Origin of the sequence: Arthrobacter sp. A2-55 (assembly GCF_025548615.1) — a bacterium.
GTDB classification, from domain to species: Bacteria; Actinomycetota; Actinomycetes; order Actinomycetales; family Micrococcaceae; genus Specibacter; species Specibacter silviterrae.
This window is the reverse complement of record NZ_JAJLOZ010000103.1, coordinates 1-12,152: the sequence shown is the minus strand read 5'-3', so window position 1 is coordinate 12,152 and position 12,152 is coordinate 1. Positions and strand designations below refer to the sequence as shown.

Here is a 12,152-nt window from a genome sequence, read left to right as displayed (position 1 = left end):
AGCGGGAGGCGGGGGACCGGCGTCGTGCCTGGCACCGGCGTCACACCGTGCCCATGGTGGACGGGCGCAGGTAGGCGAACCAGGTGACGGCCATGAGCAGCAGGTAGGCGCCCACGAAGCCGGTGAAGGCGCCCCCGTAGCCGCCCGTGGCCAGGCGTGAGGCGTTGAGGACCTGGGGGACCAGGAAGCCGCCGTACGCCCCGAGCGCGGAGATGATGCCGAGCGCAGCCGATGCTTGCCGGGCCGCGCTGACTCCGCCCTGGCTGTGTGCGCGGATCGCGAAGACCACCGGGATCATCCGATAGGTGGAGCCGTTTCCTGCGCCGGCGGCCGCGAACAGCACCAGGAACAGGGAGATGAACAGGGGGAAGCTGTGCATTGGGAGCGTCCACATTTGGGCCAGCGCGGCGAGTGCCAGCACGGCGAAGCAGGCCACGGTGACGCGCGCGCCGCCCCAACGGTCGGCCAGCCTGCCGCCGTAGGGCCGGGCCAGCGAGCCGACCAGGGCGCCGAGGAAGGCGAGCGAGATGGTGGCCGCGCCCAGGCTGAACCCCACGTGCGGGCCGAAGGTGTCCACAATCAGCTTCGGGAACACCGCGGAAAAGCCGATGAACGAGCCGAAGGTGCCCACGTAGAGCAGCGCCAGGACCCACAGGTGCGGTTCCTTCAGGCAGGCGAGCGAGCCGGCAATGTCGGAGCGCGCGCTGGCGAGGTTGTCCATGTATTTCCAGGCGCCCCAGGCGGCCAGCAGGATCAGCGGGACCCAGAGGAGCCCGGCCAGTTTTAGGTTCAATGTGCCTGCCGCGAAGACTGTGACGGCCACCGGAACCATGAGCTGGGCGACGGCGGCGCCCAGGTTTCCGCCGGCGGCGTTCAGTCCCAGCGCCCAACCCTTTTCCCTGGCGGGGAAGAAGTAGGTGATGTTGGCCATGGAGCTGGCGAAGTTGCCGCCACCCAGCCCGGCGAGGGCGGCGACGGCCAGCATGGTGCCGAACGGGGTGCCGGGGTTGGCCACGCACGCTGCCAGTCCGAGGGTGGGCAGCAGGAGCAGCAGCGCCGAGACGATGGTCCAGTTCCGTCCGCCGAAGCGGGCCACCATGAAGGTATACGGGAGTCGCAGGGTGGCCCCCACCAGGGACGGCATGGAAATGAGCCAGAAGAGTTCGGAGGAGCTGAAGTGGAAGCCGGCCGCCGGAAGGTAGACCACCACAATCGACCACAGCTGCCACACCACAAAACCAAGGAATTCGCAGGCGATGGACCAGGCAAGGTTCCTTTTCGCGATGGCCCGTCCGGAGTTCTCCCACTGCTGCTGGTCCTCGGCGTTCCAGTGGTGGATCCAGCGGCCCGTGGTGGTTTTCAGCGGGGTGGTTTCCAGGGCCATGTCCGTTGTTGCGTCGCTGTTCACAGTGACCTCCAGCGTTGAGAAATGTTGGTGCTCTCGACGCTATGCGGCCGCCATTTCCGGTGAAGTCCTGCGGTGTGAACGCCCCGTGACATTTCCCTCACGGGCCCGGCGGCGGCGCGGTGAGGCGTCATTCCGCCATGCCCGTACCGACGCTCCCTCAGCTTTCGGGCCTTAAACGCCGACGCTCCCTCACTTTTCGGGCCTTAAACGCCAACGCTCCCTCTCCACGAGAGGGAGCGTTGGCCGGATTGGCTCGTTTGCTGAGGGAGCGTCGGGCGTATCAGCGCATTTGCTGAGGGAGCGTCGCTTGGGGTCAGTCCTCGATCGTGGCGAGGACGGCGCCCGCGGAGACCGTGTCACCGGCGGCGGCGCTGAGCCCCGTCACGGTGCCGGCCCGGTGCGCCGTGAGCGGCTGCTCCATCTTCATGGCTTCCAGGACCACAATCAGGTCGCCCTCGGCCACCACGTCGCCGTCGGCCACGGCCACCTTCACGATGGTGCCCTGCATGGGGGAAGTCAGCGCATTGCCGTTCGCCGCGGCGGGGCCGGCGCTGCGGTTGCGCCCGGCCTTTTTCGCCTTCTTGACGCCGGCGTGGGCCGAGCCCGTTCCCACCGAGAACGACGACGGCAGCGTCACCTCAAGCCGTTTGCCACCCACCTCGACGGTGACGCTCTGCCGGGTGCCGGCGTCGTCCGCTGAACCAACAGCGGAGGCGAGGTCGAAGGCGGGGATGTTGTTGGTGAACTCGGTCTCGATCCAGCGGGTGTGCGTGCTGAACGGGGCTCCGTTGGCAGGGGCGAAGGCGGGGTCCACCACCACGGCGCGGTGGAAGGGCAGGACGGTGGGCAGGCCGCCGATCTGCATTTCGGCAAGCGCCCGGCTGGAACGCTGGAGTGCCTGCTCGCGGGTGGCGCCGGTGACTATGAGCTTGGCGAGCATGGAGTCGAAGTTGCCGCCGATCACCTCGCCCGCGGTGATGCCGGAGTCGACGCGGACGCCCGGGCCGGTGGGCAGCGTCAGCGTGGTGACCGTGCCCGGCGCCGGCATGAAGCCGCGGCCCGGGTCCTCGCCGTTGATGCGGAATTCGAAGGAGTGGCCGCGGATTTCCGGGTCGCCGTAGCCCAGTTCCTCGCCGCGGGCAATGCGGAACTGCTCGCGGACCAGGTCGATCCCGGTGACCTCTTCGGAGATGGTGTGCTCCACCTGCAGGCGCGTGTTGACCTCCAGGAAGGAGATGGTGCCGTCGGTGCCGACCAGGAATTCGCAGGTCCCGGCGCCCACGTAGTTGGCCTCCTTCATGATGGCCTTGGAGGCTTCGTAAAGGCGGGATACCTGGTCCTCCGACAGGAACGGCGCGGGGGCCTCCTCGACGAGCTTTTGGTTGCGGCGCTGCAGCGAGCAGTCCCTGGTGGAGACGACGACGACGTTCCCGGCCGCATCCGAAAGGCACTGGGTTTCCACGTGGCGCGGGGAGTCGAGGAAGCGTTCCACAAAGCACTCTCCGCGGCCGAAGGCGGCGACGGCCTCCCGGACGGCGGATTCGTAGAGTTCCGGGATTTCCTCGCGGTTGCGGGCCACTTTGATGCCGCGCCCGCCGCCGCCGTAGGCCGCCTTGATGGCCAGGGGCAGGCCGTACGCGTCGGCAAAGTCGAGGACCTCCTGGGTGGATTCCACCGGGTCCTTGGTGCCGGGGACCAGCGGTGCACCCACCTTTTCGGCGATGTGGCGCGCCTGGACCTTGTCGCCCAGCGCCGCGATGGCCGCGGGGGAGGGCCCGATCCAGATCAGGCCGGCGTCGATCACTTTTTGGGCGAACTCGGCGTTTTCGGCCAGGAAACCGTAGCCGGGGTGCACGGAGTCTGCGCCGGACTTGGCGGCCGCCGCCAGGACTTTGTCCATGTCCAGGTAGGAGTCCGCGGCAGTGGCGCCGCCGAGGGCAAAGGCCTCGTCGGCCATGCGCACGTGCAGCGCTTCCCTGTCCGGCTCGGCGTACACGGCGACGGAGGCGATGCCTTCGTCGCGGGCGGCCCTGATGATGCGGACGGCGATTTCGCCGCGGTTGGCGATCAGGACTTTGTTCAGTGGCGCTGGCTTGGGCACGCGGGACTCCTTCTATTCTTCGCATGAGCCTAGCGCCCTTGGGAGGGTTTCGCCCACACATCATGGTGGTTCCGCGTGTGAGGCCGGGCGTTTTTGTGGACTTCCTACAATTTTGCCGCGTGGCCTGCCGGCGTGAGCTTGGCGGAAGTGCGGGGAAACTTGACCACGAACGGCTTGCTGACGTTGACAAATCCGGCATTCTCCAGGTGCGACAGCTGATGAAAGGTGGCGAACAAATTGCCGTGGAGGCGTAGTGGATTGTGTGTGCCGTAAGGTGAAATCCAGGGCAGTTGGGAGAGGGCGGATGAAAAAGATTGGCTTGATCGGCGGGATGAGCTGGGAAAGCTCGGCACTTTACTATCGCCTCATCAATGAACTGACCAAGGAACACTTGGGCGGATTCCACTCCGCCCGCTGCGTGCTGGCATCGGTGGACTTTGACGAAATTGAACAGCTGCAAATGGCCGGTGAATGGGGAAAAGCGGCAGAACTGCTGGCCAATGAGGGCCGTCTTCTCCAGGCCTCCGGTGCAGATCTCATTGTGCTGTGCACCAACACCATGCACAAGGTGGCCGATGCAATAGAGGCCGCCACCACTGTTCCCTTCCTGCACCTGGCCGACGTCACGGCTGATGCCGTGGCCAAAGCGGGAATCAGCTCCGTGGGCCTGCTCGGCACGCGCTTCACCATGGAGGAAGACTTCTACGTTAAGCGTCTCCAGTCCCATGGTCTCCGGGTCGTCATCCCGTCCCCTGAAGACCGTGTAATAGTCAATCGCGTCATCTATGAAGAACTGGTGCTCGGGGAGGTCCGCGAGGAGTCCCGTGCCGAATACCGCCGCATCATCGGGGAACTCGGGGCGCGCGGTGCGCAGGGGGTCATCCTGGGGTGCACGGAGATTGAGTTGCTAGTTGGTGAGGCCGACTCCGCCTTGCCACTATTCGCGACCACCCGGCTGCACGCCGAGGCCGCCGTGGCTGCCGCGCTGGCCTAAATTACTGTGGCTTCGGCGCTTGACCAACATTGAGCCTGAGCCCCATGCGGCCCCGGCGGTGCTCCACTTGAGAAGTGGCGCACCATTGGGGGCCGGCCAGGCTCCACTTCATGGTGCTATTCCCACAAGTCGGTGATGGACACCCCTGCCTGGGCCAAAAGGCGGCGCAGCGTGGAAATGGACAGGCCCACCACGGTGTGAGGGTCGCCCTCAATGCCGGAAATGAAGGCGCCCGCCAAACCGTCAATGGTGAAGGCGCCGGCAACCTGCAGGGGCTCGCCCGTGGCAACATATGCATCGATCTCCGCGTCCGTCACATCCTCAAAGTGGACGACGGCGCTGGTAACCGCCCCGACTGAGGCGCCTGAAGCGGAAACGAGCCAGTGGCCAGTGTGCAAAATGCCTGACTGGCCCCGCATCTGCCGCCATCTGGCCCGTGCCACCTCCGGCTCCCACGGCTTGCCGTACGGTACCCCTGCCAGTTCAAAGACCGAATCGCAGCCCAGTACCAAGCCGCCAGCTCCGTCTGCTCCCGAGCCGCCAGCTCCCGAGCCGCCAGCTCCCAAAGCGGCCACGGATTCGGCCTTCGCCCGGGCCAGCAGAAGTGCGGTTTCCGCCGGGGAAAGCTCCCCGGCCGCGGCGGTTGCGGCGTCCTCGTCGACGTCGGACACAAGGACCCGGTGGGCAATTCCGGCGTCGGTGAGCAGCTTGGTGCGGGCGGGGGAGGCGGAGGCCAGGATGAGGGAAGGGGTCATGGATCCAGCGTAGACGGCAGTGCTCGTCATCACGCGTTTTCACGTTGACGCCGACGGGTGAACGATGGTTCACTTAAAGGGTGAACGACCGTTCACCGCACTTTGGGCCACCCACCCGGCCGCACCCCGAGCAAAGGAAGCACTTGCCCTCGCATTTGGCCTCAGCAGTCGACCCCAAGGCCCCGAAGAGTTCCAGAAACTCCGGAAACTCCGGAAGCTCCAGAAGCTCGAAAAAGTCCAACGCCGCCCAGCTGCCCGAGTCAGGGAAGGCCGCCCCCAAGCGCACCTCGCTGGTGGTCACCATCCTGTGCCTGGCCGGGACAGTGGTGGCGCTGCAGCAGACCATGGTGGTCCCGCTGCTGCCCGACTTTCCCAAGATCCTCAACACCTCGGCCGACAACGCCGCCTGGCTGGTGACGGTGACGCTGCTGACCAGCGCGGTCGCCACGCCCATCGTCTCCCGCATGGCAGACATGTTCGGCAAGCGGCGCATGATGGTGGTGGCAATGGTCACCATGGTCATCGGATCGGTCATCGCAGCGGTGGGCGGCACCTTCCTCATGCTGCTGATTGGCCGCGGCTTCCAGGGGCTCGCGGCGTCCCTCATCCCCGTCGGCATCAGCATCATGCGCGATGAGCTGCCCCGCGAAAAGGTGGTCTCCGCCGTCGCCCTGATGAGTGCCACCCTCGGCATCGGCAGCGCGCTGGGCCTGCCGCTCTCCGGCCTGATCTACGAGTCCCTGGGCTGGCAGGCCATCTTCTGGATCTCCGCCGCAATTGGCGTGCTGCTCATCATCGCGGTGCTGGCGATTGTGCCCGAATCCGCCGTGCGCACCAAGGGCAAGTTCGACGGCGTCGGCGCGGTCCTGCTGTCCGCGGCACTGACGTCGCTGCTGCTCGCCATATCCAAGGGCGGGGAATGGGGCTGGACCAGCGAGCCGGTGATCCTGCTCTTCATCGGCACAGTGGTGTTCCTGGCAGTCTGGTTCCCCTGGGAGCTGCGTGTCAGCCAGCCCATGGTGGACCTGCGGACCTCGGCGAGGAAGCCGGTGCTGTTGACCAACATTGCCTCCATTCTGGTGGGCTTTTCCATGTACGCGAACATGCTCAGCACGACCCAGCAGCTGCAGCTTCCCAGCGTGGGCGGCTACGGCTTTGGGCTCAGCGTGGTGGTGGCCGGGCTGTGCATGATCCCTTCCGGCCTGGCCATGGTGGCGCTGGCTCCGGTTTCGGCGGCCATCACCAAGCGGTATGGGGCAAAGATCACGCTCATTGCCGGCTCGCTGGTGCTAGCCGTCTCCTACGTGGCGCGCGTCTTCCTCACGGGAGAGGTCTGGATGGTGATCCTGGGCGCCACGGTGGTCAGCATGGGCACGGCCATTGCTTACGCCGCGATGCCCACCCTGATCATGCGCTCCGTGCCGATCACGGAAACCGCGTCCGCCAACGGGCTCAACTCGCTGCTGCGCGCCGTGGGCACCTCCACGATGTCCGCCGTCGTCGGTGCCGTGCTGACCTCGGCCGTGGTCCATGTCGGCCCCCTCGCGCTGCCCACGGAGGACGCCTTCAAGGAAGTGTTCTGGTACGCGGCCATTGCGGCGCTGCTGTCCATCGGCGTCAGCGTTTTCATCCCGCGGGTGCTGGCCGCCCCGGGCCTTTCGGGCGGTGCCAGCAGCGGAGTGCACGACGCCGACTCCCGGACGGGCGCCCTGCCTCTCGTCACCGCGAACCGGCTCACAGCGAGCCGGCTCACCGCGTCCGAGCATGCCGCGGACCGGGCGCCGGCGGACACCAAGGACGAGATTGTGGTCAGTGGCTCGGTGGTGGGCGACAGCGGCAAGCCCATCCGCCAGGCCGTGGTCAATGCCCTCCACACCACCGGCGAACCGGCGGACTGGAGCCGTGCCGACAACTACGGCCGGTACTCGCTGGTCCTGCCGGAATCGGGCAGCTACCTCATCATTTCCAGCGCCGACGGGTGGGCGCCGAGCTCCCAGGTGCTGAACTTTTCCAATTCCTCCAGCACCCAGGACCTGCGGCTGGTCCTGCGGCTCACCCTCTCCGGCAGGATTGACGACGGCGGCCGCACCCTGGACGGCGCCCTTGTCACCTTGACAAAGACAACCGGAGAATTTGTCATTTCCACCTTCAGCGACCAGTCCGGCCGGTACGAGGTGCCGCTGCCGCCGGCCGGGCGCTACATCCTCACGGCCCTGGACCCGGCGGGGCTGAACAGCGAATCGGTGCAGGTGGTGCTGGCGGCGCGAACCGCCGTCGTCGACCTTGAACTTGCCGGCGCCGCCCAGGTGCATGCCTGATGGGCCGCACCAGCACCCGTGACGCGGTCATTGAGGCGGCCCGCCAGCTTTTTGGCGAGCGCGGCTACACGGCCGTGACGGTCAAGGACGTGGCCGTGCTGGCCGGTTATTCACCGGCCATGGTCATGAAGGTCATGGGCAGCAAGGCCAAGCTTTACGCGGCTGCGGCCCCCGACGTGCCCAGCGCCGACGTGCTGCTGGAGCAGGATGAGCCGATCGGTTTTGCCCTGGTCCGGCGAATCCTGCGGCGGCGGCAAAGCGGCGACTCGGAGCCGTGGTCCATGGTGGCGCTGCTGGTGCAGGACGCCCCGGACAGGGACGCGGCGCGCGGGGAGCTGCGCGAGCGGTACGTCGCGTGGATTGCCGGGCAGATTGGCGACGAATCGCCGTCGCGGAAGAAATCCCAGCTGGTGGTGTGCGTGGTCATGGGGCTCGGCGCCGGGATGCGCATCCTTGGGCTGCTGGGACCGGACGAGATGGCGGACGAGGAACTCATCCAGCAATACGGTGCGCTGGTCCAGGGAATCATCGACGATCCCGCTGTGGGCTGACGGTTCCCGCGGCGGGGGTTGTCCACAGTTTGCCGCCCCGTGGTTGGACAGGGGGCTCCCGGCGGCGTGGCAGTGAATATGCTTGAAGCATGGACGGCCGGATCACTCATGGCGTTTCCTCCAACGACGCCCGCAACAACTGGGGCGAGGTGCTCGGGGCAGCCCACAACGCGCCCGTCACCATCACCAGTTACGGGCGCAACGTGGCGGTGCTGATGGATCCCCAGCTCGCCAAGCGGGCCTTGGAGGCACTGGAGGCGGTTGAGGACCTGGCCGCCGCCGATGCCGCCCTTGCGGACACCTCGGACGCCGTGGCCTGGCAGGGCGGCGGGGGTGTCGGGGCTGGGATCCCTGTTGATGCGGCGGTTGGGATCCCTGTGGAGCTGGTGCCGGTGGCGGGCGCCCAGCTTGCGGCCCTGGACGGCTCCGCGCGTCCCGTGGTCCAACTGGTGCTGAAGCTGATGTCCCAGTCCACCCGCCCCCTGCTTGCCCTCCCGCTGCCTGGCCGCCCCGAGCTGCTCCGGGTCCGCGGGGAAGGCTACCGGATTGTGTACAAGCACGACGGCGGGCGCCTCCTCATCCTGTCCGTCTCCCGGCCGTGCGTGGATGGCTGAGGTTCTGCGGGACCACAGCGGTCCCGGACTCAGCCGCCGACGGGCCTGAAGCCCTCCACCAGCCGGGAGCGGATCAGGAAGCGCACGCCCTCCGGGGCCTCGACGGAAAATCCGCTGCCGCGTCCCTGGACCACGTCAACGGTCAGGTGCGTGTGTGACCAGTAGTTGAACTGCTCCCGTGACATCCAGAACTCCAAGGGGCCGCAGCCGGGGAGGTCAAACAATCCCAGCAGCACGTCCGCCTCGGCGGTGATGAACTCCCCCTGCGGATAGCACATGGGTGACGAGCCGTCGCAGCAGCCGCCCGACTGGTGGAACATCAGCGCCCCGTGCCGGCCCCACAGTTTTTGCAGCAGGGCAACGGCCTGCGGGCTCAAGGCCACGCGGGACAATGTTTCGCCCGGAATGGTGGCTGCTGAATCCAGGACTTCCGTGGGGTTTGCCATTGAACTGCTCCTTGTCGCTTGGGATTGTCATGCGGTGGTTGAGCCGACAGTTCTCCCACGCGGATGCCGAAACGGACTGGGGATCCCGATATATTGGCCTCATATGTCCGAGTCGGCATCCCGGGCTGTTGGTGTGTCTCAGTACTTGATCACCACGCGGCCGTCGATTTTGCCCGCCCGCATCTCGTCCAGCACGTCGTTGATCTCGTGGAGGCTGCGGGTGGTCACCGTGGGGTGGATCAGACCGCGGGCGTAAAAGTCCAGGGCCTCCTTCATGTCTTGCCGGGTGCCCACGATTGAGCCCCTGATGGTCAGGCCCTTGAGCACCACATCAAAAATGGGAGCAGGGAAGTCGCCCGGGGGAAGCCCGTTGAACACGATGGTTCCGCCGCGGCGCGTCATGCCGATCGCCTGGCCGAACGCCGCAGGGTGCACGGCCGTGACCAGCACGCCGTGGACGCCGCCGGTCTGGCGCTGGATGGCCTCCACCGGATCCTCATTCAGCGCGTTGACCGTGATTTCGGCACCGTGCTTGCGGGCCAGGGCCAGCTTGTCGTCGGCAATGTCCACGGCGGCCACGCGCAGGCCCAGGGCCACGGCGTACTGGACGGCGATGTGCCCCAGCCCGCCGATTCCGGAGATGGCGACCCACTGGCCAGGGCGGGCTTCCGTCATCTTCAGGCCCTTGTAAACGGTGACGCCGGCGCACAGCACGGGTGCCACCTCGACGGGATCTGCGCCCTCCGGGATGCGCGGGGCAAAGTCGGCGTCCACCAGCATGTATTCGCCAAAGGAGCCGTCCACGGTGTAGCCGCCGCACTCCTGCGCCTCGCACAGGGTTTCCCAGCCGGTGCGGCAGTACTGGCAGTCGCCGCACGCCGTCCAGAGCCAGGCGTTGCCCACTCTGTCGCCGACTGCCAAGGACGTGACGCCCTCGCCAAGTGCCACCACTTCGCCCACGCCTTCGTGGCCGGGGACAAAGGGCGGGCTGGGCTTGAGCGGCCAGTCGCCCTCTGCCGCGTGGAGGTCCGTGTGGCAGACACCGGTGGAAATGAGCTTGACCAGGGCCTGGCCGGGGCCGGGGGTGGGCAGCGGGTACTCCTCAACGCTGAGGGCCGTGCCGAAATGGTTTACAACTGCTGCTTGCATTGTTGCCATGGGAATGCTCCTTCGTGAAGGTTGTGCTGTCAGTTTTTTTGATGAGGGAGGGTCCGCCGAAATACCGCGGAAAGTGAGGGAGGGTCCGCCGTAACACCGCGAAAAGTGAGGAAGGGTCCGGCGTGCGTGCATGCGGGGGTGGGCCGGGCACCCAAGGCGGGTGCCCGGCGTCGTGCCTGCGGCCTGGGCGCTGGGCCTGCCGCGTTTAGAAGAAGCCGAGCTTGTCTTCGCTGTAGCTGACCAGCAGGTTCTTGGTCTGCTGGTAGTGGTCCAGCATCATGGCGTGGTTTTCGCGCCCGATGCCGGAGGACTTGTACCCGCCAAACGCTGCGCCCGCGGGGTAGGCGTGGTAGTTGTTGACCCACACGCGGCCGGCCTGGATTTCGCGGCCGGCACGGTAGGCCGTGTTGCCGTTGCGGGACCAGACGCCGGCGCCGAGGCCGTAGAGGGTGTCGTTGGCGATGTGCATGGCGTCCGCGTAGTCGCCAAAGCGCGTCACCGCCAGGACGGGGCCGAAGATCTCCTCCTGGAAGATGCGCATGTCGTTGGTGCCCTCGAAAATGGTGGGCTTGACGTAATAGCCGCCGGCCAGGTCCCCGGGGAGGATGTTGCGCTCGCCGCCCGTGAGGACCTTGGCCCCCTCCTGCCGGCCAATGTCCATGTAGGAGAGGATCTTCTCGAGCTGGTCGTTGGAGGCCTGCGCGCCGATCTGAGTGTCGGTGTCCAGCGGGTTGCCCTGGATTATCGCCTCGGTGCGGGCCACGGCGTCGGCCATGAAGGATTCGTAAATGGATTCCTGGACCAGTGCACGCGACGGGCAGGTGCAGACTTCGCCCTGGTTGAAGGCGTAGAGCGTGAAGCCCTCCAGTGCCTTGTCGTAGAAGGAATCGTTCTTCTCGGCGACATCGCTGAAGAAGATGTTCGGGCTCTTGCCGCCGAGCTCCAGCGTGACCGGGATCAGGTTCTGGCTGGCGTACTGGCTGATGAGCCGGCCCGTGGAGGTCTCGCCGGTGAACGCGATCTTGCGGATGCGCTTGGAGGAGGCCAGCGGCTTGCCGGCTTCCACGCCGAAGCCATTCACCACATTCACCACGCCGGCCGGCAGGAGATCGCCGATGAGTTCCATGAGCACCAGGATGGAGGCGGGTGTCTGTTCCGCCGGTTTAAGCACGACGGCGTTCCCCGCCGCGAGTGCCGGCGCCAGCTTCCACACGGCCATCAGGATGGGGAAGTTCCACGGGATGATCTGGCCCACCACGCCGAGAGGCTCGTGGTAGTGGTACGCCGTGGTGTTGTCGTCGAGCTGGGTCAGGCGGCCCTCCTGGGCGCGGACCACGGAGGCGAAGTAGCGGAAGTGGTCCGCCGCGAGGGGGATGTCGGCGTTGAGGGTTTCGCGGACGGCCTTGCCGTTGTCCCAGGTTTCAGCGACGGCCAGGAGCTCCACGTTTTCGTCGATCCTGTCGGCAATCCTGTTGAGCACGGCGGCGCGCTCCGTGGCCGAGGTGGCGCCCCAGCTCGGGGCCACCTTGTGCGCGGCGTCCAGGGCCAGCTCGATGTCCTCCGCCGTGCCGCGGGCCACCTCGCAGAAGACGCGGCCTGTGACGGGGGTGATGTTCTCGAAGTATTCGCCCTTCACGGGGGCCACCCATTCGCCGCCGATCCAGTTCTCGTAGCGGTCCTTGAACGTAACCGGCGAACCCTGGGTGCCGGGCTGTGCATAAACAGTCATTTGCCTAAACTCCTTCTGCGGTGGGGGACCTCGATGTCCTTGCCCAGAAGCGTACGCACGGCAACGTTGCAGCCACGT

General features: G+C 66.7%; 11 protein-coding genes. 4 read left to right on the top strand and 7 right to left on the bottom strand.

All coding sequences use genetic code 11. The features are described from left to right. Window positions 1–40: 40 nt before the first annotated feature. From LPN03_RS19590 to LPN03_RS20975, 3 genes are all read right to left on the bottom strand, one after another. The gene (locus LPN03_RS19590) at window positions 41–1,384 is read right to left on the bottom strand and encodes an MFS transporter (RefSeq protein WP_165181601.1); all 1,344 of its coding nucleotides are present in this window, start codon (window positions 1,382–1,384) and stop codon (window positions 41–43) included. 337 nt (window positions 1,385–1,721) lie between these two features. Continuing rightward, window positions 1,722–3,509 carry an acetyl/propionyl/methylcrotonyl-CoA carboxylase subunit alpha gene (locus LPN03_RS19585; RefSeq protein WP_262455585.1) on the bottom strand — a complete coding sequence of 596 codons (1,788 nt, stop codon included), beginning with the start codon at window positions 3,507–3,509 and terminating at the stop codon, window positions 1,722–1,724. Between the two features lie 104 nt (window positions 3,510–3,613). Further along, window positions 3,614–3,862, bottom strand: coding sequence for a transcriptional regulator (locus LPN03_RS20975; RefSeq protein WP_165181549.1), 249 nt, complete (start codon window positions 3,860–3,862; stop codon window positions 3,614–3,616). Here LPN03_RS20975 and LPN03_RS19580 point away from each other — a divergent pair. After that, on the top strand, window positions 3,814–4,503 hold the full coding sequence (locus LPN03_RS19580; RefSeq protein WP_262455584.1) for an aspartate/glutamate racemase family protein: 690 nt from the start codon (window positions 3,814–3,816) through the stop codon (window positions 4,501–4,503). The two genes, LPN03_RS20975 and LPN03_RS19580, sit on opposite strands and share 49 nt — an antisense overlap. Before the next feature lie 116 nt (window positions 4,504–4,619). Here LPN03_RS19580 and LPN03_RS19575 read toward each other — a convergent pair whose 3' ends face one another. Then, window positions 4,620–5,258, bottom strand: a complete 639-nt coding sequence (locus tag LPN03_RS19575; RefSeq protein WP_262455583.1) for a Maf family protein — start codon at window positions 5,256–5,258, stop codon at window positions 4,620–4,622. A gap of 143 nt (window positions 5,259–5,401) precedes the next feature. Between LPN03_RS19575 and LPN03_RS19570 the strand changes: the two genes are divergently transcribed. The 3 genes from LPN03_RS19570 to LPN03_RS19560 all read left to right on the top strand — a co-directional run bounded on the left by LPN03_RS19570 (window position 5,402) and on the right by LPN03_RS19560 (window position 8,741). Next, entirely contained in the window at window positions 5,402–7,576 is a 2,175-nt protein-coding gene (locus LPN03_RS19570) for an MFS transporter (RefSeq protein ID WP_262455582.1), read from the top strand. Then, on the top strand, window positions 7,576–8,127 hold the full coding sequence (locus tag LPN03_RS19565; RefSeq protein WP_165181546.1) for a TetR/AcrR family transcriptional regulator: 552 nt from the start codon (window positions 7,576–7,578) through the stop codon (window positions 8,125–8,127). Before LPN03_RS19570 ends, LPN03_RS19565 begins: the two co-directional genes overlap by 1 nt. Window positions 8,128–8,216: 89 nt before the next feature. After that, window positions 8,217–8,741, top strand: coding sequence for a type II toxin-antitoxin system Phd/YefM family antitoxin (locus tag LPN03_RS19560; RefSeq protein WP_262455581.1), 525 nt, complete (start codon window positions 8,217–8,219; stop codon window positions 8,739–8,741). A 29-nt stretch (window positions 8,742–8,770) separates the two neighbouring features. Here LPN03_RS19560 and LPN03_RS19555 read toward each other — a convergent pair whose 3' ends face one another. From LPN03_RS19555 to LPN03_RS19545, 3 genes are all read right to left on the bottom strand, one after another. Beyond that, window positions 8,771–9,187, bottom strand: coding sequence for a DUF779 domain-containing protein (locus LPN03_RS19555; RefSeq protein WP_165181543.1), 417 nt, complete (start codon window positions 9,185–9,187; stop codon window positions 8,771–8,773). A gap of 138 nt (window positions 9,188–9,325) precedes the next feature. Further along, a complete protein-coding gene (gene adhP, locus LPN03_RS19550) occupies window positions 9,326–10,336 on the bottom strand; it encodes an alcohol dehydrogenase AdhP (RefSeq protein ID WP_165181599.1) in 1,011 nt (336 codons plus the stop codon). Window positions 10,337–10,550: 214 nt separating this feature from the next. Then, window positions 10,551–12,074, bottom strand: a complete 1,524-nt coding sequence (locus tag LPN03_RS19545) for an aldehyde dehydrogenase family protein (protein ID WP_262455580.1) — start codon at window positions 12,072–12,074, stop codon at window positions 10,551–10,553. Window positions 12,075–12,152: the final 78 nt, after the last annotated feature.